15 protein-coding genes are annotated in these 23,389 nt (G+C 73.5%); 1 reads left to right on the plus strand and 14 read right to left on the minus strand.

Annotated elements, in window-relative coordinates; translation table 11 throughout:
• The 7 genes from ACGFIM_RS00005 to ACGFIM_RS00035 form a co-directional block, all read right to left on the minus strand.
• The coding region (locus ACGFIM_RS00005; RefSeq protein ID WP_393192068.1) for an SDR family NAD(P)-dependent oxidoreductase at positions 1 to 7,055 on the minus strand (7,055 nt) is incomplete at its 3' end.
• Positions 7,052 to 9,934 carry an AMP-binding protein gene (locus ACGFIM_RS00010; protein WP_393192071.1) on the minus strand — a complete coding sequence of 961 codons (2,883 nt, stop codon included), beginning with the start codon at positions 9,932 to 9,934 and terminating at the stop codon, positions 7,052 to 7,054. The genes ACGFIM_RS00010 and ACGFIM_RS00005, both read right to left, overlap by 4 nt.
• A 260-nt stretch (positions 9,935 to 10,194) precedes the next feature.
• Positions 10,195 to 10,404, minus strand: coding sequence for an acyl-CoA carboxylase epsilon subunit (locus ACGFIM_RS00015; protein ID WP_393192074.1), 210 nt, complete (start codon positions 10,402 to 10,404; stop codon positions 10,195 to 10,197).
• Complete coding sequence (locus ACGFIM_RS00020; RefSeq protein ID WP_393199550.1) at positions 10,401 to 11,945, minus strand: acyl-CoA carboxylase subunit beta; 1,545 nt, start codon at positions 11,943 to 11,945, stop codon at positions 10,401 to 10,403. The genes ACGFIM_RS00015 and ACGFIM_RS00020 overlap by 4 nt, the downstream gene beginning before the upstream one ends.
• A gap of 253 nt (positions 11,946 to 12,198) precedes the next feature.
• Positions 12,199 to 12,807, minus strand: a complete 609-nt coding sequence (locus ACGFIM_RS00025) for a TetR/AcrR family transcriptional regulator (protein ID WP_393192077.1) — start codon at positions 12,805 to 12,807, stop codon at positions 12,199 to 12,201.
• Positions 12,804 to 14,327: an FAD-dependent oxidoreductase gene (locus ACGFIM_RS00030; protein WP_393192080.1), complete on the minus strand. Its 1,524-nt coding sequence runs from the start codon at positions 14,325 to 14,327 to the stop codon at positions 12,804 to 12,806. Before ACGFIM_RS00030 ends, ACGFIM_RS00025 begins: the two co-directional genes overlap by 4 nt.
• 40 nt (positions 14,328 to 14,367) lie before the next feature.
• Positions 14,368 to 14,811: a CBS domain-containing protein gene (locus ACGFIM_RS00035; protein WP_393192083.1), complete on the minus strand. Its 444-nt coding sequence runs from the start codon at positions 14,809 to 14,811 to the stop codon at positions 14,368 to 14,370.
• A 377-nt stretch (positions 14,812 to 15,188) separates the two neighbouring features.
• Between ACGFIM_RS00035 and ACGFIM_RS00040 the strand changes: the two genes are divergently transcribed.
• Positions 15,189 to 16,400 carry a cation:proton antiporter gene (locus ACGFIM_RS00040; protein ID WP_393192086.1) on the plus strand — a complete coding sequence of 404 codons (1,212 nt, stop codon included), beginning with the start codon at positions 15,189 to 15,191 and terminating at the stop codon, positions 16,398 to 16,400.
• A gap of 7 nt (positions 16,401 to 16,407) precedes the next feature.
• On the opposite strand, the gene ACGFIM_RS00045 is transcribed toward ACGFIM_RS00040, so the two are convergent.
• The 7 genes from ACGFIM_RS00045 to ACGFIM_RS00075 form a co-directional block, all read right to left on the minus strand.
• A complete protein-coding gene (locus ACGFIM_RS00045) occupies positions 16,408 to 17,607 on the minus strand; it encodes a glycosyltransferase (RefSeq protein WP_393192089.1) in 1,200 nt (399 codons plus the stop codon).
• Positions 17,604 to 18,056 (minus strand): GbsR/MarR family transcriptional regulator, encoded by a 453-nt coding sequence (locus tag ACGFIM_RS00050; RefSeq protein ID WP_393192092.1) that lies wholly within the window; start codon positions 18,054 to 18,056, stop codon positions 17,604 to 17,606. The genes ACGFIM_RS00045 and ACGFIM_RS00050 overlap by 4 nt, the downstream gene beginning before the upstream one ends.
• A 45-nt stretch (positions 18,057 to 18,101) precedes the next feature.
• Positions 18,102 to 19,052, minus strand: a complete 951-nt coding sequence (locus ACGFIM_RS00055; protein WP_393192095.1) for a cyclase family protein — start codon at positions 19,050 to 19,052, stop codon at positions 18,102 to 18,104.
• Between the two features lie 46 nt (positions 19,053 to 19,098).
• Entirely contained in the window at positions 19,099 to 20,292 is a 1,194-nt protein-coding gene (locus ACGFIM_RS00060; RefSeq protein WP_393192098.1) for an FAD-dependent monooxygenase, read from the minus strand.
• On the minus strand, positions 20,289 to 20,909 hold the full coding sequence (locus ACGFIM_RS00065) for a TetR/AcrR family transcriptional regulator (protein WP_393192100.1): 621 nt from the start codon (positions 20,907 to 20,909) through the stop codon (positions 20,289 to 20,291). The genes ACGFIM_RS00060 and ACGFIM_RS00065 overlap by 4 nt, the downstream gene beginning before the upstream one ends.
• 285 nt (positions 20,910 to 21,194) lie before the next feature.
• Positions 21,195 to 22,370: an FAD-dependent monooxygenase gene (locus ACGFIM_RS00070; protein WP_393192102.1), complete on the minus strand. Its 1,176-nt coding sequence runs from the start codon at positions 22,368 to 22,370 to the stop codon at positions 21,195 to 21,197.
• Between the two features lie 64 nt (positions 22,371 to 22,434).
• Positions 22,435 to 23,385 (minus strand): hypothetical protein, encoded by a 951-nt coding sequence (locus ACGFIM_RS00075; protein WP_393192105.1) that lies wholly within the window; start codon positions 23,383 to 23,385, stop codon positions 22,435 to 22,437.
• Positions 23,386 to 23,389 lie beyond the last annotated feature (4 nt).

The raw sequence follows: 23,389 nt of genomic DNA on the forward strand, positions 1-23,389 counted from the left end.
AGACCATCCCGATCCGAAGCCGCGAGCACCGCCCGGTGCTCCAGCGCGGCGCGGCGCGACAGCCCGGCCGCCACCTCCACCGGCCGCGCCTCCTCGTGCTCGGCCACGAAGGCGGCGAGCCGGTCGGCCTGGGCGCGGAGTGCAGACTCGGTCTTGGCCGACACCACCACTGGAAGCACGGAGTCGGCGGCGCCGTTCGTTGCAGCCGGCTCGCCTTCACCGGCCGGGGCTTCCTCGGCGGGCGGTTCTTCGAGGATGACGTGGGCGTTCGTGCCGGAGATGCCGAACGACGACACGCCCGCCCTGCGCGGCCGGTCCGGGTGCTTGGGCCAGGGCTTGGGCTCGGTCAGCAGCTCCACCGCACCGGCCGACCAGTCCACCTTCGAGGACGGCGCGTCCACGTGCAGCGTCCTGGGCAGCAGCTCGTGCCGCATCGCGAGGATCATCTTGATCACACCCGCCACGCCCGCTGCGGCCTGGGTGTGGCCCAGGTTCGACTTCACCGACCCCAGCCACAACGGCTCCTTGCGGTCCTGGCCGTAGGTGGCCAGCAGGGCTTGGGCCTCGATCGGGTCGCCGAGGGAGGTGCCGGTGCCGTGGCCTTCGACCACGTCCACCTGGTCAGGGCCGATGCCGGCCGACGCCAGCGCCTGGGCGATCACCCGCTCCTGGGAGGGGCCGTTGGGGGCGGTGATGCCGTTGGAGGCGCCGTCCTGGTTGACCGCGCTGCCGCGCACGACGGCCAGCACCCGGTGCCCGCGACGGCGGGCGTCCGACAAGCGCTCGACGATCAAGACGCCGACGCCTTCGCCCCAGCCGACGCCGTCGGCGGCATCGGCGAAGGACTTGCAGCGCCCATCGGCGGCAAGACCCCGCTGAAGGCCGAAGTCGGTGAACGTATCCGGCGTGGACATCACGGTCACGCCACCGGCGAGCGCCAGGTCGCACTCGCCGTTGCGCAGGGCCTGCGCGGCGAGGTGCAGCGCCACCAGCGACGAGGAGCACGCGGTGTCCACCGACACCGCTGGACCCTCCAGGCCGAACGCGTACGCCACCCGCCCGGAGACCACGCTGGCCAGGCTGCCGTTGCCCAGGTAACCGGCGTACTCCTCCGGCACCCGGCCGGGCCGCGTGCCCCAGTCGTGGTACATCACGCCGGCGAACACCCCGGTCCGGCTGCCGCGCAGCCCCGACGGGTCGATGCCGGCGCGCTCGAGAGCCTCCCAGGTCGTCTCCAGAAGGAGCCGCTGCTGCGGGTCCATGGCGGCGGCCTCGCGCGGGCCGATATCGAAGGGGGCGGGGTCGAAGTACGCCGCGTCGTGCAGGAAACCGCCCTGCTTGGTGTAGGTGCGCCCCAGCTTGCCGGGCTCCGGATCGTACAGGCGGGAGATGTCCCAGCCTCGGTCGGTGGGGAAGCCGGTGATGCCGTCGCGGTCCTCGACCAGGAGCCGCCACAGCTCTTCGGGGTTGGTGACCTGGCCGGGGAAGCGGCAGGCCATGCCGACCACCGCGATCAGATCATCATCGCGATCGCCCCTCGGCCTCACGGTGACGGCGGGGGCGGCACGGCGTGTACCGGACAGCGTCCGCTCCAGATGCGCCGCCAGGGCGCGCGGCGTGGGATGGTCGAAGACCAGCGTGGGCGTCAGCCGCAGCCCGGTCACCTGGTGCAGCCGGTTACGCAGCTCCACCGCGGTCAGCGAGTCGAAGCCCAGGTCCTGGAACGGCCGATCCGCATCGATCGCCTGCGCGCTGTCGTGCCCCAACGTGGCCGCCGCCTGAGCGGACACCACCTCCAGCAACCGCCGCTGCCGCTGCGCTCCCGGCATCCCGGCCAGCTCCGCCACCACCGGCGGCGTGTCCGGGTCCTCCTGGGCGGTCGCGGAGGGAGCGGCGGCAGCGGTACGGCGTGCTGCGGTACCGGTGGCCAGCTCGCGCAGGATGGGCGGCAGCTCGGCCCCGCGCCGTCCCAGCGCCACCGCGTCGAAGCGGGCGGGAACGAGGAACGGCTGTCCGGACTGCACGGCGGCGTCCAGCAGCGCGAGCCCTTCCTCGGTGGTCAGAGAGATCGAACCGGTGGCACGCATGCGGGCTTCGTCGCGGGCGCTGATCCGGCCGACCATGCCCCGCTCTTCGGCCCATGGCCCCCACGCCAGCGACACGCCCGGCAGCCCGCGAGCAGCCCGCACCGCGGCAACGGCATCGGCGAACGCGTTCGCGGCGGCGTAATTGCCCTGACCCGCGCCGTCCACCACCCCGGCCACCGACGAGAACACCACGAAGCGCGCAACACGACTGTCCTGCGTCAGCTCGTGCAGATGCCACAACGCATCCGCCTTCGGCCGCAGCACCGCATCCACACGCTCCGCCGACAACGACGAGATCACGCCATCGTCCACGACACCCGCCGCATGCACCACCGCACGCAACGGCCGCTCCGCAGAAATCCCCGCCAGCACAGCGGAAAGAGCATCGCGATCGGCCACGTCACAGGCCGCGACCGCCACCTCGGCGCCGAGCCCGGCCAGCTCATCACGGAGTTCGGCGGCGCCAGGAGCCTCCAGCCCCCGGCGAGAGACCAGCAGCAGATCGCGCACGCCATGCTCGGCGACCAGATGCCGCGCCACCACGGCACCCAGACCACCCGTACCACCCGTGATCAGCGTCGTCCCATCGACCGGCCACACCGCACCATCGGGCACCGGCGGCGAGGACGGCTCCACCCGCTTCAGACGCGGCACCCACACCCGGCCGCCGCGCAGCGCCACCTCCGGCTCGCCGGAGGCCAGCGCCGCGGCCACATCATCACCGGCCGCCTCGACATCGACGAGCGTGATCCGGCCCGGCTCCTCGGCCTGCGCCGCCCGAACCAGACCCAAGATCGCCGCCTGGACCGGGTCCGCCGGGCCGTCATCGCCCACGGACACCGCGCCCCGGGTGATCACGACCAGCCGGCCGTCACCCTCGGGCTCGCGGGCCGGCCGCTCCTGGATGCGAGCCAGCACCGAGCCCACGCCAACGCGCAGGCGGTCAAGCAGCTCGCCACCGGCCGGCATGGTCCACTCGGTGGCGTCGATCACCGTGCCGGCACCGGGCGCGGAGCCCGTCACGTCCACCGGCCGCCACACGAGCTCGTGCAGCCACCGATGAGCCGCGGTCCGCGCACCCGACCAGAGGGCGGGCACCGGGCGGTACGCCAGGGACGACACCGTGGCCAGCGGGTGACCGGCGGCGTCGGCGATGTCGAGCCGCACCCCGTCCGAACCGTCGAGCCGCAGCTTGACCCGCGCGGCACGCGCCCCGCCGGCGTGCAGGGACACCCCGTGCCAGGCGAACGGCAACGATGTGTCCTGGTCGTGTCCGGGCAGCAGGTCGGTGGCGTGCAGGGCGGCGTCGAGCAGCGCCGGGTGCACGCCGAAGCCCGAGGTGTCCACGCCGTCGGCCAGCGCCACCTCGGCGAACACCTCGTCGCCGCGCCGCCAGGCCCGGGTGAGGGCGCGGAAGGCGGGACCGTAGCCGTAGCCGCGCTCGGCCATCGCCGGGTAGAGGCCGGTGACGTCGATCGGTTCCGCGCCGGGCGGCGGCCAGGCGGCGAGGTCGTCCGCCGTGGCGGAGGTGGGGGCGGGGGAGAGGAAGCCGGTGGCGTGCTGGAGCCAGATGCCGTCCTCGGCGATGGAGTGGATCTCCACGGGACGCCGCCCGTCCGCCGTGGAGGGACCGGCGGTCACCTGGATCGCGATCTGGCTCCGGCTTGACAGGTCCAGTGGGGCGTGCAGGGTGAGCTCGTCGAGGACCGGGCAGCCGACCTGGTCGCCCGCACGCAACGCCAGCTCGACGAACGCGGTGCCGGGCAGGATCGTCGTGCCGTTGATGGCGTGGTCGGCCAGCCACGGCTGGGCGGCGGCCGACAGGCGCCCGGTCAGGATGGCGCCGCCTGCGGGCTGCTCCACCACCGCGCTCAGGATCGGATGGCCGGCGGCGCGCAGGCCCAGCGCGGCCGGGTCGCCGGACGCTGCGGGCTCCAGCCAGTAGCGGCGGTGCTGGAACGGGTACGTGGGCAGGTCGAGGTCGCCCGCGCGGGCACCTGTCGGCCAGGCGGTCCAGTCCACGCTCACGCCACCGGCCCAGGCCGCACCGAGCGCTTCGGCGAAGCGGGCCTCCTCGTCGTGGTCGCGGCGCTGCAGGGCCACCACGGAGACGCCCTCGGCCAGGGTCTGCTCGATCATGGGGGCGAGCTGGGAGTCGGGGCCGGCCTCCAGGAAGTGGGTGACCCCGCGCCGCCGCATCACCTCGACGCCGTCGGCGAAGCGCACCGGGCGGCGCACGTGCTCCACCCAGTAACCGGGCTCGGTGACCTCCTCGCCCGCCAGGTCACCGGAGACGTTCGAGATCAGCGCCAGTTGCGGGCGGCGCAACGTCAGCCCGGCGACGACCTGCTCGAACTCGGCCAGCATCGGCTCCATCAACGGCGAATGAAACGCATGCGACACCCGCAACGGCCGCGTACGGAAGCCCTGCTCCCGCGCCCACGCCACGACCTCATCGACCTGGGCGCCGGCGCCGGAGACCACGATGGCGCCCGGCGCGTTCACCGCGGCGATGGCCACCTGATCGTGACCGGCCAGCACAGAGGCGATCTCGCCCTCGCCGCAGCCGATCGCCGCCATCGCCCCACCAGCAGGCAACGTCTGCATCAACCGCCCACGGGCGGCCACCAAGCGGCAGGCATCCGCCAGATCCAGCACACCGGCGACGTGTGCGGCGGTGATCTCACCCAGCGAGTGCCCCGCCACAACGTCCGGACGCACCCCGAACGACTCCAGCAGCCGGTACAGCGCCGTCTCGAACGCGAACAGCCCGGCCTGCGCGAACACCGTCTGATGCAGCAGCTCGGAGCCCTGGATGATCTCCCGCAGACTCAGCCCATGCGCCAGATCGCGCACGAAGTCCGACGCGCGGAACTCGGCTTCGAGCAGCTCCACAGCCTCGTCAAAGGCTTGGGCGAAGACGGGGAACGTCGCATAAAGCTCCCGCCCCATGCCGAGGCGCTGCGCACCCTGACCGGAGAACACCACACCGAGACGACCAGACCGCACCCGGCCCACGACGCCCGAAGGCTCACCGGCCGCCAGCGAACGCAGCCCGGCGAGCAGCCCGTCCCGATCGGAGACCGGCAGCACGGCCCGATGCTCCAAAGCGGCCCGCCGCGCCAGCCCGGCCGCCACCTCCGGCACCCCGGCCGAGGGGTGGGACTCCACGAAGCCCGCCAGCCGCTCGGCCTGCGCCCGCAGCGCCGCCTCGTTCTTGCCCGACACCACCACCGGCACCGTGGCGCTGACCGGGGTCAACACCACAGGACCGTCAACGGCGGAAGACGGCGTCTCCAGCGGCGGTTCTTCCAGGATCACGTGCGCGTTGGTCCCGGAGATCCCGAACGACGACACGCCCGCCCTGCGCGGCCGCCCCTCGACGCGCGGCCACGGCCGGGCCTCGGTGAGCAGCTCCACCGCCCCGCTCGACCAGTTGATCTTGGACGACGGCGCGTCCACGTGCAGGGTCTTGGGCAGCAGCTCGTGCCGCATCGCCATGACCATCTTGATCACGCTGGCCATGCCGCCGGCCGCCTGCGTGTGCCCCAGGTTGGTCTTGGCCGACCCCAGCCACAGCGGCGTGCCGCGGTCCTGGCCGTAGGTGGCGAGCAGGGCGTGCGCCTCGATCGGGTCGCCCAGCGCGGTGCCGGTGCCGTGCGCGTCGACCGCGTCCACGTCCGCGGACCGCAGCCCGGCCGCCGCCAGCGCGTCCAGCACGAGCCGCCGCTGCGCGGGGCCGCTCGGCGCGGTGAGCCCGTTGGACCTGCCGTCCTGGTTGATCGCGGTGCCGCGGACGACGGCGAGCACGCGGTGGCCGTTGCGGCGCGCGTCCGACAGCCGCTCCACCACCAGCACGCCGACGCCTTCGGAGAACGCGGTGCCGTCCGCGGCGTCGGCGAACGCCTTCACCCGCCCGTCGGGCGCGAGACCGCGCTGCCTGCTGAACGCGGTGAACATGCCGGGGCTGCCCATCACCGCGACGCCGCCCACCAGGGCCAGGTCCGATTCGCCGGAGCGCAGCGAGTTGCAGGCCAGGTGCAGCGAGACGATGGCGCCCGAGCACGCGGTGTCCAGGGTGATCGCGGGGCCGGACAGGCCGAGCAGGTAGGCCAGCCGGCCGGAGACCACGCTCGGCGCGTTGCCGGTCATCAGATAGCCGTCCAGGCCCTCGGGAGCGTCGTGCACCCGCACGCCGTACTCGTGCACCTCGGCGCCGAAGAATGCGCCGACGGGCCGGTCGCGCAGCGACGTCGGATCGATGCCCGCGTGCTCCAGCGCGGCCCAGCAGGTCTCCAGGACCACGCGCTGCTGCGGGTCCATGGCCAGGGCCTCGCGCGGGTTGATGCCGAAGAAGTCGGCGTCGAAGCCGGTCGCGTCGGGCAGGAAGCCGCCCCGGTCCACATAGCTCTTGCCGGGGGCGTCCGGGTCGGGGTCGAAGAGATTGTCCAGGTCCCAGCCGCGGTCGGCGGGGAAGGCGCCGAGCACCTCGCGCTCCTCGGCGAAGATCCGCCACAGCGTCTCGGCGGAGTCGGCGCCGCCGGGGAAGCGGCAACCGATGCCGACGATGACGATCGGGTCGTCGCCCGCGCCCGTGCCGAGGTCGTGCGCCCGGCCCGACGCCGGCTGCGGCACGGGCTCGCCGAGCACGGCGGCGCGCACGTACTCGGCGACCAGCTCGGGCGTGGGGTAGTCGAAGGCCAGGGTCATCGGCAGGTCCACGCCGGTGGCGGCGACCAGCCGGTCGTGCAGGTCGACGGCGGCCAGCGAGTCGAGGCCCAGCTCACGGAACGGCCGTCCGGCCGTCACCGCGGCAGGATCGCCGCCCTCCACGCCGAGCAGCGCCTCGCCGGTCTCCCTGAGCACGAGTTCCAGCAGCGCCCTGCGCTGCTCGGCGACGGGCAACGCGGCGAGGCCGTCGAGCCCGGCCTCGGAAGGGCCGCCGTGGTCACCAGGAAATGCCATCATGCGCTCCGGAGGTCGGGGTTCGGCGACGGTTCGTAGACGCGCTCGCGGCGCAGCTGGGAGACGGAGACGATCTCGCCTCCGCGGATCACCACTTCGGTGGGCGCGGGGCGGCCGAGGAAGAGCGAGAGGCTGGCGGTGAGCCCGTACGCGCCCGCGTGCGGGATCGTCACCAGGTCGCCGGGCGCCGGGCCGGGCAGCTCCACCTCGCGGGCGAGCAGGTCGCCCGGCGTGCACAGCGGGCCGGCGAGCGCGGCCTTGCGGCCCGGCCGGTCGTCGCCGCCGGGTCGCAGGGGTTCGACCTGGGCGGGCAGGAGCCTGCCGAGGCCGGACATGCCGCCGAACGCGTTGATCCCGGCGTCCAGGATGGCGAACGTGCGGCCCCTGCTCTCCTTGACGTTGACGACCGTGCAGTGCAGCTCGCCGCAGTCGGACACCAGATAGCGGCCGGATTCGCAGGCGATGCCGGGCCGTCCCGCACGCCACTGCGGCAGGTGCTGGTCGAGCGCCTCCTCCAGGCCCTTGCGCAGGTTCGGGTAGGCGGGGCGGGTGCCGGGCACCCCGTATGGGGCGGAGAACCCGCCGCCGAGATCGACGAGCTCGAACGGTTCGCCCAGGATGCGCTGCACCTCGGCGGCCACCGTCACCGTGTGCTGGAACTCGCCGAGCAGGCTCTCCTCGTCCGCGGCGTTGCTGAGCGGGAAGAAGTGGGCGCCGGCGATCCGGGTGCCGGGGACCGCGCGCATCGCCTCCACCTGCGCGGGCAGCTCCTCCATGTCGTTGCCGAACTGGGAGGGCGCGCCGGTCATCCGGATGCTGGTGGCGGCGGCCGCGGTGGCGCTGTTGATGCGCAGCAGGCACCTGGCGACGGTGCCCTGCGCGGTGGCCGCGGCGCCGATGTGCTCCAGGTCGGTGAGCGACTCCACCGAGAACAGCCGCACCCCGGCGGCCAGCGCCTCGGCCAGTTCCCCCGCCGTCTTGCCCGGCCCGGTGTACATGCAGTCGGCGCCGGTGAAGCCGGCGGCCAGCGCGGCGGCCAGCTCGCCGGTGGAGCTGATCTCCGCCCGGCAGCCGCCCTCGCCCGCCTCGCGTAGCGCGCGGGCCACGTCGGGGTGCGGGTTGGCCTTGAGCGCGTAGTAGATCGCGGTGCCCTCCGGCATGAAGTCGGCCAGGTCCCGGTAGGCCGCCGTCACCTTGTCGAGGTCGTAGACGTACAGCGGGGAGCCGAACCGGCGCACCAGCTCCTCGCGCGACAGGCCCGGCCGTGCGGGCCCCGTCCTCTTGGCGTGCGAGGTCTTCGTGGCCTGCGGGGCCTCCTTGGCCTGCGGGGTCTCCTCGGCGTGCGGGGTCTTCGTGGCCTGCGGGCGGCGGAGCTGGTCGCGGGCGTACTTGCCGTGCGCCGACTTCGGAAGCTCCGCGACCACCTCGCAGGTGGCGGGCACCTTGGCCGGCTCCAGCCGGGCGGCCAGCCCGCGCAGCACGGCGAGCGGCTCCAGCTCGACACCGTCGGCGGGCTCGACGTAGATCGCGAGGTCGTGGTCGCCGTCCGGCGGGAGCGCGGCGGCGGCGCGCACACCGGGGATGTCGAGCGCGGCCGCCTCGATCTCCACCGTGCTCATGCGGATGCCCTTGCGCTTGAACATGTCGTCGCGGCGGCCGTCGAAGTAGAGGTATCCGTCCTCGTCGAGGTGGCCGTAGTCGCCGGTGTGCAGGCGCACCTCCCCGGTACGCGGGTCACGGCGGAACGTCTTCTCCGTCATCTCGGGGTTGCGCCAGTACCCCGGCATCACGTGCGGGCCGGTCACCACGATCTCCCCGGTGGTGCCGGCGGGCACCGGCTCGCCGTCGGGGCCGAGGATGTGCACGGTGGTCCCGGCCAGCGGCAGGCCGACCGAGTCCGGGCGTTCCCTGTCCTCCTCCGGAGGCATGACGGAGATGCGCTTGCACTCGGTCTGGCCGAACTGGCGGACCACGCGGGCGCCGGGGAAGTGCGTGCGCAGCGCCTCGATGGTGGCGGCGGGCAGCGCCGCGCCGGTGTTGGTGAACAGCCGCACCCCGGCGGCCGGCTCGCCCCGCCGCTGCGCCGAGGTGATGATCATGTTGGCCAGGGAGGGCACGATCGGCACCACGGTCGCGCCGGTCCTCCTGAGGTGGTCGACCAGCCGCAGGTCCGCGCTCGCGTCGGCGAAGACGATCTCCGCGCCGACGGCGCAGGTCATCAGCAGCTTGTACAGGCCGTAGTCCCACGACATGGGGAAGCGGCAGAAGACCACGTCGTCCTGCCGGTAGCCGAGCGCCTCGACGAGCGCGACGGTGGCGAAGCAGACCTGGGCGTGGGGGCAGATCACCGCCTTCGGCGCCGCCGTGCTGCCCGAGGTGTACACCAGGGCGGCCGGGTCGGTGGGGGCGATCTCCTTGGTCACGGCGGCACGCGCCCCATCGGCCGCCAGGCCGGTGATCTCGGCCCAGACCGCGTCGAAGTCGTGGACCGGCGCGTCAGTGAGGGCGCGTACGGCATCGGGCCGCCCGCCGGCCGATTCCGCGAGCACCAGCGCGGGGCCGGCGTTCTCCAGCACGGAACGCAGATGGAAGTCCTTCATCGCCGGGTTGAGCGGCACGAAGACGGCGCCGCGGCGGGAGACGCCGAAGAACAGCGCGGCCAGCCGGCGGTCGGTGGGGGCCTGCACCACCACGCGCGCACCCGGGCCGACGCCCTGTCGCTCCAGCCAGTGGTCCACCGCATGGCTGAACGTGTCCAGCTCGTGATAGGTCAACATCCCGCTCGAGTCCCTCACCGCCGGCGACTCGGGATGACCCGCGGCGCTTTGGTCGAGAAAGTCGTGGATGAATTTCCCGGAGTATCTCGGCCCGAAATTGCGCATAGTTGACGATCTCCCTCAGGCAGCAGAGTTCAGGCTAAGGCGGGGTTCCGCCCCAGAAGTACCCCTAGCCGCCCCTAACGTGGGAACCGGCCGTTCCGCGATAAGCCCGCTAATTTGCTCGGGTTTACGCAGGGAATTCGCCGGAATCGGCGATGCCGGTCAAGGGGTCGGCAGTGGCCATTCGAGCCGCCTTTTCCGCCGGAGGTCGCCCCGGTAGGCGGCGGTTCGTCGTGCTCTTTGGGTCCCCGGCAGGGGTTCGCTCACAAGGGGGACCCGGACTCGATCCACCGCTCGCCCGCCGGGCCGGGCACCAGGTGTTCGGCGGCCGGGTGGTCCCCCTGCCGTACCCAGGGGGCCGTACGGCGGGGTGGGGGCGCGGGCGCGGTGGCGGTGCGCAGGCGGAGCGCGCAGACCAGGGCGCAGATCTCCTCGGCCGTGGGGGCTCCGGCGATGACTTTGATCTCGTTCACATCGGCGGGTTTCCGTGCTTGCGGTACGGCGGGGGGACGTGCTTGGCGCGCAGCAGCTCCAGCGCCCTGATCAGCCGCGCCCGGGTGTCGCGCGGGTCGATGACGTCGTCCACCAGGCCGCGCTCGGCGGCGTGGTAGGGGTGCATGAGCGTGCGCCGGTACTCCTCCACGCGCCTGACGCGCTGCTGCTCGGGGTCGGGGGCGGCGGCGATCTCCCGCCGGAAGATCACGTTCGCCGCGCCCTCGGCGCCCATCACCGCGATCTCGTTCGTCGGCCAGGCGAACGACAGGTCCGCGCCGATCGAGCGGGAGTCCATCACGATGTACGCACCCCCGTACGCCTTGCGCACGATCACCTGAACCCGCGGCACGCTCGCCGCGCAGTAGGCGTACAGCAGCTTCGCGCCGTGCCGGATCACCCCGCCGTGCTCCTGGTTCACCCCCGGCAGGAACCCCGGCACGTCCACCAGGCTGACCAGGGGGATGTTGAACGCATCGCACATCTGGATGAAACGCGCGCCCTTCTCCGACGACCCGATGTCCAGCACGCCCGCCAGGTGCGCGGGCTGGTTGGCGACGATGCCGACCACGTGCCCGCCCAGCCGGGCCAGCCCGCAGATCAGGTTCTGCGCCCACCCCTGGTGAAACTCGAAGAACTGCCCGTCGTCGACGACCTCCTCGATGACGGCCGTCATGTCGTAGCTCTGCGCCGGATCGCTCGGCACCAGATCGATGAGCGCGTCGTTACGCCGGTCCACCGGATCGGTGCAGGCCACGGAAGGGGGCAGCTCCTGGTTGTTCGGCGGCAGCATCGACAGCAGGAACCGCACGTCCTCCAGGCACGCCCGCTCGTCGTCGTAGACGAAGCCGGCCACGCCCGAGCGGGTGAAGTGCGCCTCCGCCCCGCCCAGCGCCTCGCGGGTGATGTCCTCGCCCGTCACCGCGCGCACCACGTCGGGGCCGGTGACGAACATCTGCGCGGTGCCCTGCACCATGAACACGAAATCCGTGAGAGCGGGGGAGTAGGCGGCCCCGCCCGCGCACGGGCCGAGCATCACGCTGATCTGCGGCACCACCCCCGACATGCGCACGTGCCGGCGGAAGATCCCGCCGTAGCCGGCCAGCGCCGTGACCCCCTCCTGGATGCGCGCCCCCGCGCCGTCGTTCAGGCCGATCAGCGGCACCTTCGCCGAGGCGGCCAGATCCATCACCTTGTGGATCTTCTCGGCGTGCGCGGCGCCCAGTGCGCCGCCGAAGATGCGGAAGTCGTGGGCGTAGACCATCACGTCCTGCCCGTGCACCCGCCCCCAGCCGGCCACCACCCCGTCGGTGTAGGGGCGGCGGTCCTCCAGCCCGAACCCGGTGGCGGTGTGCCTGCGGAACGGCTCCACCTCGATGAACGAGCCAGGATCGAGCAGCGCGTCCAGCCGCTCCCGCACGGTCAGCTTCCCGGCGGCGTGCTGCTTGTCGGTGGCCCTCGGATCGGGTCCCTGGATGACGCCGTCCCGCAACAGCTCGAGCTCGGCGATCCGGTCGCGCATGGTCTCCTGCGGCAGCTGACTCACCGGGCCCGGCGCGGTTCTACTCATACAACTCCCCCGTAGAGAGCCAGTGAAATGCATATCAACTGTCCATGCGAGCCGGACATTACGGGGAGTGGTGCGGCGAACCAACCCCTAAGCATTAGGGGTGTCCCGGCGGTGACGGTCTCCCTCTCGGCTCTCATAACGGGAGATGAACCGCGGTTAGCCGCATTCAACGCCGAACAATGGCCGCGCGGCGTTCACCGAATAACTAATCGGCGTTCCGATACAGGCCGACCTGGCGATAGACGCTCTTGAGATAGCCGAGCATGGCGGCGGCGTCGGGCGGGTCGGGCTGGAGCACCCGCCAGGTGACCGCCCCGGCCATCATGTCGATGAGCACATCGAGGTCGGCGTCCGCGGCCACCGTGCCCTCCTGCTGGGCGCGGCGCAGCATGGCCGCGGCCAGCTCGCGGCGGGGCAGCACGTGGTGCTTCCAGTAGACGGCCATGAGCCGCGGGTGGCTGACGGCCGCGCCCATCATGCGGGCGACCAGCGCGCGGAAGGCGGGGCTCGCGGTCGTCTCCGCCGCCGTCTTCAGCGCCCGCTCGACGATGTCCTGCGGCGCGAGATCCCGCACCTCGCCGGGCGTGGGCACCATGTCGGTGCTGACCGTCTGCTCGACGGCCTGCGCGATCAGGTCCTCCTTGGTGCTCCAGCGGCGGTAGACGGTGAGTTTGCCCACCCCTGCGCGCTTGGCGATCTGCTCGATGCTGGTGCCCTCCACACCGCGTTCGATGAACAGCTCGAGCGCGGCGCGCAGGATGGCGGAGTCGGTCTCGGGGTCGCGGGGGCGTCCGCGTCCTCGGGCAGCGGTCACGCGAGTGCTCCGTCCAGCCAACCGGTGATCTCGGCGGGACCGCCCTTGCAGGCCAGATGGGCGTCCGGGCGTACGAGCATAGCGGGCAGCGCGCGCACCGGCCGCAGGTGCACGACGTGGCCGCCGAGCCGCCGATGCGCGGCTTGGAACGCGTCGTGGTCGCCGAGCACCGCCCAGCGGCCGCGCAGCTCGGCGTGCAGCCGGGTAGAGGTGCCGTCGGGCCGCTCGCAGGCCAGGTCGGGAACGCGGTCGCCGGGGCGCGGCCTGCGCCCGCCGCCGCCGAGCGGGCCGCGCCGGTAGCTGACCCACAGCTGGGACGTCGTGTACGTGACCCGCCGCTGCACCCACGCGACGTTCATCACCCGCACGATCACCCGGTCGCGCAGGAAGCGGCCGACGGGCCCAGAGGCGATGTTGACCTTGGTGGTGGCGGTGCTGCCGCGCAGCACCTGAGTGGCCAGCGGGCGCCGCTCGGCCTCGTAGGTGTCCAGCAGGCGCTCCCCGGCCCTGCCCTGCACGACGAGCGCCAGCTTCCACGCGAGGTTCTCGGCGTCACCGATGCCGGTGAGCATGCCCTGGCCGCCGAACGGGGCGTGCACGTGCGCCGCGTCCCCGGCCAGCAGGACGCGCCCGCGGCGGTAGGCGTCGGCGAGGCGGCGGTGCACCCGGAACAACGACGCCCACGACGCGTCGAGCAGCCGGATGCCGCTCAGCCCCGTCCGCTCGGGAAGGATGCGGGCCATGCGCTCGACGATCCGCTCCTCGCCCGGCTTGTCCTCGGTGAACGCGGGGTCGTAGGCGAGCAGCCGCCACTGCCCGCCGGGCATGGGCATGGCGCCCAGCATGCCCTGCGGGTGCACCCAGCCGCTGGTGCCCGACCTGTCGAGGGTGGTGTCGAGTGTCGCGTCGACGAGCAGGAAGCGCTCGCTCAGCTTGACGCCGGGGAAGCCGATGCCGGCGAGCTTGCGCACGGTGCTGCCGGAGCCGTCACAGCCGGCCAGCCAGCCCGCCCGCAGGCTGCGGCCGTCGCTGAGTACGGCGGTGACGCCGCCCGCGTCCTGCTCGGCCGCGACCAGCCCGCAGCCCCACTCCGGCCGCACGCCCAGCTCGGCCAGGCGGTCGCGCAGGCGCGCCTCGACGCGGGCCTGGGAGATCACCATCGGGGGAGCGGCGGTGTCCAGCCCGGGATCGCCGAACCGGATGCGCATCACGGGGCGCTCGCCGGCGTACGTCGTGATCGTCATCGCCCTGACCGACTCCTCCGGCAGGCCGCTCAGCGCGTCCAGCCGGTCGAGCACCTCCGAGCCGCGCGCGTGCACGAAGTTGGCCCGCGACGTGGTGGCGGGGCCGGGCGCCCGGTCGATCACGCGTACCGAGACGCCGTGCTGGCGCAGGGCGATCGCCAGGGCCAGGCCGACCGGCCCGGCTCCCACCACGAGGACGTCGGCGTCCATGGCCACCTCATTAATAAACGGAACGGTCTCGTAAACAAAATAGACGCGAGGCGCCGCGCTGTCCACGACGGGTTTTCCGGAGCCGCGATGGCCGGCTATCGCGGCGTCAGGTCGTGATCGCCCAGTCCATGAGCGCCTGCAACGTCACTGCGCCCAAGAGCCGCCTGTCCTCCACCACCGCCACCACCGGGCTGTGCGTGCGGGCCATGAGCGCCGCGACCTCCAGCATGGTCGCGTCGGGATCGGTGATCGGCAGCTCGCGCGGCTGCTCGGGCAGGGCGTCGCGCACGGTGCGGTCGGCCAGGGAGCGCAGGAACCGGTCGGCGTGCGCCTCGTCGACGACGCGCGTCAGCATCGGGTCTTCCATGCAGTACGCCGGCACCGCAAGCCGCAGCACCTGGGTGCCCGGCAGGATGCTCAGCGGGCACCCCCGGCCGTCGAGCACGATCAGGCCCGGCAGCCGCTGCTCGGACAGCAGCCTGGCGGCCTCGTGCACCGAGGTGTCGAGTGTGACGGTGGGGAAGGGCGCGGTCAGATCGCGGGCGCGCATGGGGGCCTCTCAGCTTCGACGTTCAACGGTATCGCCGACCAGACTTCCCGGCACACCGCCCATGAACGTACCAAGACGCACGCGCCCGCGCCGCCGAATGTGAAGAGGTTGTCACCATCGAAACAGCAACTTGATACCGGGAACGCTCGCGAGATGTCATCGCCGGGCCGCCCGCCCCGCCCGAGCCGAGCGGCGTCGCCGCCGCCCTCGTGGCCGTGGGCATGGCCGGGCCGCGGCCCCGGGACGTGTTCGCCGGACGCCGGCCGAGGATGGAGGACGACGGCGAGCACGGTGCTGTTACGGTATGTGGTGGTGTGCCGGGAAGTCTGGTCGGCGAAGTTCCCGTCCGCGTGACCGACCGGAGGTCCGTTCCCCCCATGCTCCTGACCGCGTTCGCCGCCCTGCTCCTGCTGGCCGTGCTGCTGTCCAGCCTCGCCCACCGCACGATCCTGTCCACGGCCGCGCTGTTCCTGGTCGCCGGATTCGTGCTCGGCGACGGCGTGCTCGGCGTGATCTCGCTGACGGCGGCCGACCCGCTGGTGGCCACGCTGTCGGAGCTGGCGCTGTTCGCGGTGCTGTTCACCGACGGCATGCGGGTGGGCTGGCAGGACCTGCGCAGCGCGTGGCGGCTGCCGGGCCGTGCCCTGGGCTGGGGGCTGCCGCTCACGCTGGTCATCACCGCGGTCGGCGCGCACTACCTGCTCGGGCTCGGCTGGATCGAGTCGCTGCTGGTCGGGGCGATCCTGGCGCCCACCGACCCGGTCTTCGCCGCCGCGCTGGTCGGCAACGAGAAGGTGCCGCCCCGGCTGCGGCAGCTGCTCAACGTCGAGTCCGGCGTCAACGACGGGCTCGCGCTGCCGTTCGTGCTGGTGTTCCTGGCCATCGCCGCCGGCTCGCACGACCTGCACCTGGGCGAGCTGGCGCTGGAGCTGGGCCTCGGCGTGCTGATCGGCGTGGCCGTGCCGTGGCTGGCCATCAAGCTGGAGCAGACCCGCTGGTTCGCCGCCTCCACGCAGTACGAGCCGCTCAACGCCCTGGCCATCGGCCTGCTCGTGCTCGCCATCGGCAAGGCCACGCACGGCAACCTGTTCCTGGCCGCCTTCTCCGCCGGCATCACCGTGGCGACCTTCGGGCCGCGGCAGCGCGAGTCGTTCGAGCACTTCGGCGAGCTGATCGCCGAGGTGTTCAAGCTGGCGGCGCTGCTGGTCTTCGGCGCTCTCATCACGCCGTCCCTGCTCGCGGTGGGCTGGCAGGGCTGGCTGTTCGCCCTCGGCGCGCTGGCGCTGGCCCGTCCCGTCGCGATCTGGGGGTCCTTCCTGCGCGCCGGGCTGTCGCTGCGCGAGCAGGCCGCGGTGGCCTGGTTCGGCCCCAAGGGCTTCGCCTCCGTGGTCTACGGCCTGCTCGTGCTGGCCTCCGGCATCACCGCGGCGCCGCAGGTGTTCCAGATCGTGGCGGTGACGATCGTGACCTCGATCCTGCTGCACTCCTCCACCGACATCGTGGTCGCCCGCTGGTTCGACGACGAGCGCGGGCTGCCCGCCTGGTACGGCGTCGCCAGAAAGATCAGGGGGCAGAAGGCGAAGGCGTGACGGGCCGCTACGCGGTGATGCGGGCGACGGCGGCGGCGACGCCGTCCTCGGCGGTGACCCGCTCGCCCAGCGCGCGGGCGGCGGGCGCGAGCGCGGATGCCGCCTCGATGGCGGCGGCCAGGCGGGCGGGGGAGAGGCGGCCGGTGAGCGGCGCCGGGGCGACGCCGAGCCGGTGCAGGCGTCCGGCCCAGAACGGCTGGTCGCCCAGGAAGGGGCGGATCACCTGGGGGACGCCGGCGCGCAGCGCGGCGGCCACCGTCCCCATGCCGCCGTGGTGCACGGCGACGGCCACGCGCGGGAACAGCCACTCGTGCGGGGCCTCCTCGATCACCAGGACGTCGTCCCCTGCGGCGTCGCGCCGCAGCGCGCCCCAGCCGGTGGCCAGCACCGCGCGCCGCCCGGCCAGCCGCACCCCCTCCAGCACCGTGCGCGTCAGCGCCTCGGGATCGCCGCTGAAGGAGCTGCCGAACCCGACGTAGACGGGCGGCTCGCCGCCGTCGAGGAAGCGGGCGAGCGGCGCGGGCGGCGTCCACTCCTCCTCGGGCAGCGTCCAGAAGCCGGTCGGCCGGGCGAAGGCGGGCCAGTCGGCGGGGACGGGGAGCAGGTGCTGGCTCCACGCGTGCAGCACGCCGCCCGCCTCGACGAGAGCGGACACCGTACGGAACCGGCCGGGCAGGCCGAGCGTCTCGGCCCGCCAGCGCCGGACGGTGCCCCGGTAGGGCGCTTCGACGGCGGACGAGACGCCCCAGCTCGCCCGGTTGAGCCCGCGGGGCAGGCGGAAGGGGAGTATGGGGGAGGGGAAGGCGGCGGTGGGGAGATAGAGCGGCAGCAGCAGGCCGGCGAGGGCGGGGACGCCCAGCTTCTCGGCGACCGAGGGGCCGCCGAGCGCCTTGGGATGGTGGACGACGGCGTCGGCCGGGTGCGCGGCGAGCGCCGCCTCGTCGTCGAGCAGGCGGCGCAGCAGCGGCTTGACCGAGCGCGCGGCGGTGATGGCGGCCCGCACGCCCTGCCCGCGCACGGCGTCGCGCAGCGCGAGCATCTCGTCGTCGAGCCCGGCGAACTCCACGCCGCGGGCGGCGGCGAGCGGGGCGAAGCGGCGGGGCGCCGCCAGCAGCGGCCGGTGCCCGGCTGCCCGCAGCCCGGCGGCCAGCGCGAGGAAGGGCTGCACGTCACCCCGGCTGCCCACGGTGATCAGTAAGGGCCTCATCGGCGGTCCTTGATGGCGTCCCATTCGTCGAGCAGGCGCGGGAAGCGGTCCATCATGAACGCGTACATGTCGCGCATGAGCTCCAGCCGCCGCCTGCGGGCCGGGTCGTCGCCCACGGCGCGCAGGCCCTGCTCGGCCAGGGCGCGAAAGCCCTCGAACTCGGCCAGCTTCGCGCGGAAGGCGCGCAGGAAGACGTCCTCGGCCAGGCGGTAGCGGTCGCGGCGCGCGCCGCGCACCCGGAACCGCTCGACCAGGCCCGCCTGTTCGAGCTGCCGCAGGGCGACGCTCATGCTGCTCTTGGCCACGCCCAGCGCCTCGGCCAGCTCCGGCGCGTCGGCGCTGTCGGCCTCGGCGGCGAGCAGCCACCCCATGACGCGGCCCGACGTGCGGCTCAGCCCGAGCCGCTCGTAGAACAGGCCGGCGCTCTCGACGAACTCATCGACGCTCACACATCGATGCTAATCGGTTTGTTCGGAACGTGCCGAACAAAAAGATCAGAAGGTGGCGATCGGGTTGACCGGGCTGCCGGAGACGCCGGCGAGGCGGACCGGCGCGACCGCGAGCTGGAAGTCCCACTGGCCCAGCTCGGCCGCCGTGGCCGCACACGCCTCCAGGTCGCAGTTGTCGAGCAGCCACAGGCCCATGGCGACGAGGGCGACGGCGTGGACCGGCATCAGCACGTCGTCGTAACCGGACGGCTGGACGTCCTGCGGGGTGTCGGCGCCGATCAGCGCGACGTCCCGCTCGTGCAGCCACGGCAGGCAGGCCGCGTGCCAGCCCGCCTGCTCGTATCCGCCCTGCGGGCCCGCCTCGTGCCGGAGCCGGCCGCGCCCGGTGCGCAGCAGCACCGCGTCGCCCGGCCGCACCCGCACGCCCTGGCGGCGCTCGGCCTCGTCGAGGTCCTCGGGGAAGACGCCCTCACCCGGCTCCAGCCACCGCACCCCGCGCACGGCGGCCACATCGAGCAGGACGCCGCGGGTGACGATGCCGTTCGCCGCCGCCGTGACCGCCGCCCACGCCGACCCCTTGCCGGCCTCGACCAGGTCGTGCGGCCGGCCGTTGTACATCGCGCCGTCCCAGAAGATGTGGCACGGCGCGTCGAGGTGGGTGATCGTGTTGCCGTGGAAGGTGAGGCCGATCCGCTCGGTGGAGAACCCCCAGCGCCGGTCGTTGCGGAAGGTGGGCGACGGCATGTGCTCGGCGCCCGGCATGTCGGCGGCGCACGGGCAGGCCGTGGTCGCCCGCTCCATCTCGTCCGGTACGGCGACCTCCCAGGCGCACGACACGCTCCTGCCGTGCCGCACCGCCCGTGCGGCGGCCAGGCGGACGCCGTCGGTGATGTGGTTGAGCGTGCCGAGCTGGTCGTCGTCGCCCCAGCGCCCCCAGTTCGACAGCGTGTCGAAGTAGCCGAGCACGTCGTCCTGGGCGGGTGTCTGTCGCTGCATCGGCTCCTCCGGGCGTACGGGCTGGGGTCGAGGGCACGCTACCCCACTACGGCCGGGTTCGAGCGGTGATCGCCGTACCTGAAACGATCTCCGCGAGGCGGACGTCCTCGCCGGTGAGCACCGACGTGACGAACCCGGCGACGAAGGGGATGCGGCTGAGCGCGAGCACCGCGCGGCGGACGCGCAGATCCGTCCGCGACGAGGGCAGGAACCAGCGCGCCATCGAGCGGGCGTTGCGCTGCCGCTCCTCGGCCACGGGCCGCCACATCCGCTCGTACCCGGCCGTGGCCTCCTCGATCGACGGCGCGTGCGCGAGCCGGTCGGCCAGCACGTACGCGCCCGCGATCCCGAGCGAGGCGCCCTGACCGGCGAGCAGCGACACGGCGCAGGCGGCGTCGCCGAGCAGCACGGTGCGGCCCGAGCTCCAGCGCGGCGTCTCGATCTGCGCGACCTGGTCGTAGTAGATCTCCTCGGGCGGCGGGCACTGCTCGAGGGCGCGCGGCGTCACCCAGCCGAGCCCGGCGTAGGCGCGCAGGATCGCCTCGCGCGGATCGTCCGGCAGCGCGGGATCGGCGCTGCGGTGCACCAGGAACGCGGCCACCCGGCCGTCGCGCAGCGCGTAGCAGCCCATCTGCCGGTCGATCGAGTCGGTGAGGCAGAACGCGCGCCGGGTGGCGGCGTGCACGTCCGGCGCGTCGAAGGTGAACGCCGCCGTGTGCAGGCCCAGATAGCGCAGGTAGCGCTCCTCGGGGCCGAAGACCAGCCGGCGCACCGTCGAGTGGATCCCGTCCGCGCCCACCAGCAGATCGGCCTCCAGCGCGGCCCCGTCGGAGAGCGTCACCGCCACCCCGTCCGCCCGCTCCTCCACCCCGGTCAGCGCCACGCCGTAACGCACCTCGGCCTCGGAGGGAAGGTGCTCGGCCAGCACGGCCTCGATGTCGGGGCGCATGAGGCTCAGCAGCCGGCCGCGCGCGAGCCCTTTCGTACGGACCGTGGCCCGGCGGCGGCCGTCCTCGTCGACCAGGTGCCCTTCGGGGTAGTCGTAGGCCGCCCGCTCGAAGGCCGGCAGCAGGCCCATGGCCTCGACCGCCTCCAGCCCCGGACCGAAGAAGTCGATCATGTATCCCTGGGGGCGAGGGCCCGGCGCCCGTTCCACCACCACGACCTCACCGCCCAGGGCGGCCAGCCGGTGGGCCAGCGCCAGCCCGCTGATCCCCGCCCCGCAGATCACGGTCCTCATGAGCGCTCCTCCTCGGGGGCGGCGCCCTCGGGCGTTGCGCCAGCAGGGGAGGCGGGGCCGGGTGCCGTGGACAGCAGCCGGCGCAGCACCGCCACGGGGTCGCCGGCCGCAAGGCCCAGGCCCCGGTGCAGCAGCAGGCCGTCCACGCAGGCCGCGAGCACGGCGGCGGTGCCGTACGGGTCGGGCACGCCGTGCCGCTCCAGCGACTCCCCGAACCGCTGCCGGAACTCGGCGACCAGCTCGGCGATCCGCTCGCGCAGCCCGGGGTCGCGGGTGCTCGCCAGATACGCCTCGACGAACAGCAGCGAGGTCGGGTCGGTGCCGGTGTACTCCGCGGCCGAGCCGAACAGCGCCTCGATCGCGGCGGCGGGCGGTGCGCTCGCCATCAGCTCGTTCATCTCGGCGAGCAGGGCGCGCATCCGGCCGACCGCGGCCTCGTTCAGCAGGCTCGCCAGCGAGGGGAAGTGGTAGTGCACCACGCTCGGCGTCACTCCGGCCCGCTCGGCCAGGATCCGCGTGCTCACCGCCGTCCATCCGCGTTCGGGGATGAGCTCGGCGGCGGCGTTGAGCAGCCGTTCCCGGACCGCGCGTCCGCGCTCGGCCGCAGGGGAGATCATGGCTCCCTCCAATCAGGGCGATCGTCCTGTACGACTGCCCTGATACTATGCGCGCGCTTCCGCCGCGCTCAAGACGGGGCCGCGTCCAGCAGGAAACGGCGATCAGCCGGGCCGGGACGGCGTGCGGTGTCCGGACACGAGCCGGCCGGTGCCGCCGGAGGACCTGCGGATCCTCCGGCGGCACCGGCGAGCCTCCGTGATGAGCCTCCGTGATGAGCCCCTGTGATCAGCCGCGTGATCAGCCTCGTGATCAGCCGCGTGATCAGCCGTCCCGCCGCGCGGCGGTCACGCCGCCTGGGCCCTGGCGAGCCTGCGTTCCCGCAGGGTGCAGGCCAGGCGCACGGCCACCGAGCGGACGGCCTCGATGGGCAGGTTCGACGGGACGAACATCTGGCTCTTCAGCCGGGCGATGTGCTGGTGCTTGACGATGGACGGGCGCAGCCGCGACTCCCATTCGGCCAGCGCGGCGTCGAGGTCGCCGGGATGCCCCCGCAGCGCCCGGCCGAGCTCGGCGCCGCCCAGCAGGCCGAAGGTGGCGCCCATGCCCGAGTAAAGGTTCAGGCACCAGGCCGCGTCGCCGGCGAGCATCACCCTTCCCCTGCTCCACCTGGGCATCTTCACCTGATGCACCGAGTCGAACAGGTAGTCGGGCGCCTCCTCCAGGGCGTTCAGGGCGTGCCGCACGACGGGGTCGTCCATGTCGGAGAACACCTCGCGCAGCCGCGCGATCCGGTCGGCGGCGAACTCCGCCTGGACGTCGTCGGTCCGGTACGTCAGCAGGACGGTCGGAGGCCGGTCGCCGAAGCCGAACACCCACACCGCACGTCCCGCCCGCGCGACCGTGATGCTGTCGGACTCCTTGAACGACGGGACCTGCTCCTTGAGCTGGAACGCGCAGATCATGGCGTGCCAGTCGGTCATGAACTCCTCGTGCGGCCCGAAGACCATGCGGCGCACGTTCGAGCGCAGCCCGTCGGCGCCCACCACCAGGTCGAAGGTCTCGCTGCGCAGCGCCCCCGTACGGGTGTCCTCGAGCAGCACCCGGACACCGTCGCCGAGCTCGTCGATCCCGACCGGCCTGGTGGCGAACCACACGGGGATGGGCTCGTCCGTCCCGTTCCCGCGCACCCCCTCCCAGAGCGCGGCCTCGATGTCGCCGCGCACCACCGCGGCGGGGTCGCCGGGCTGGTGCAGGAACCCCAGCCCGGGTTCGACGTCGCCGCGCCGGTTGAGCGCCCACGCCTTCCCGCCGCCGGGCGGGTTGCGGGTGTGCAGGTGGCCGGAGATGCCCAGATCCGCGGCCGCCTGCCTGCCTTCGGGCATGAGGCCGATGAAGTAGCCGCCCCTGCGGCGTTCCGGGGCGCGTTCGGCGATGACCGGCTGCCATCCCGCCTGCCGGAGCCCGATCGCCGCGGACATGCCGGCGATCCCGAGCCCGACGACCAGAGCGCGCTTGTCCATCGTGTCTCTCCTCTCTCGGAAGCCCCTCTCGAAGCTCCTGTCGGAAGCCGGTTCTCTCAAGACCTCAGCCGGGGACGACGACCGCGCGGGTGCGGCCCTGGTGCGCCCACGCCTCGCCGACGCGGCTCAGCGGATAGGCGGTGTACGGCACCTCGAACGTGCCGTCGGCGAACCGGGCGATCATCTCGGGGAACTCGGTGATCAGGTCGGCCTTGGAGACCGAGCCGAGCCCGCTGCCGGTGACGCGGAAGCGCCGGCTGCGCAGCAGCTCCGCGGGCAGCGCGGCCTCGTTCCCGGCGAGCGAGCCGATCTGCACGTACGCGACCGTCTCCTCCTCGTTGTCGGGGCGGAAGGCCGACAGCGCGGCGAAGGCGGCCTCGGCGACCCAGCCCCACACGAAGTCGAGGATCAGCGCAGGCTGCGCGTCGGCGAGCACGGGGGCGAGCACGGCGCGCGCGTCGTCCTGGGTGATCGGGACGGTGACGGCGCCGAGCGCGCCCAGCCGGTCCAGCGACTCGCGGTCGCGCCCGGCCGCGATGACCTGCTTCGCGCCGAGCGCCAGCGCCGCCCGCGCGGCCAGGCCGCCCGACATGCCGGTGGCCCCGAGCACCAGCACCGTGCCGAGCGAGCCGGTCTCCCTGCGGTGGGCGGTCAGCGGCATCCAGCCCGCCGACGCGGGGTTCATGCCGGCGGCGACGGCGAGCGGGTCGGCCCCTTCGGGGACCTCCACCTCGAACGGGGTGACCATCGACTCGGCGAACGTGCCCCAGGGCGCGCGGGGGAGCCCGGTGTAGACCAGCCGCCCGTCCTGCGTCCTCGCGACGGCGTCGATGCCGGGGACGAGCGGGAACCCCGTGCCGCTGCCGTAGTGGCGGCCGGTGGCCATGCCGCGGACGACGTGGTGCAGGCCCGCGCCCACGAGGGTGACCGGCGCGCGGCCCGGGTGCGGCTCGGGGTCGGGGAAGTCCGCGCAGACGGGGGCGGACTCGGGGGAGTTGATGACGGCAGCACGCATGACG

Source organism: Nonomuraea sp. NPDC049309 (genome assembly GCF_043196965.1).
GTDB lineage: Bacteria > Actinomycetota > Actinomycetes > Streptosporangiales > Streptosporangiaceae > Nonomuraea > Nonomuraea fastidiosa.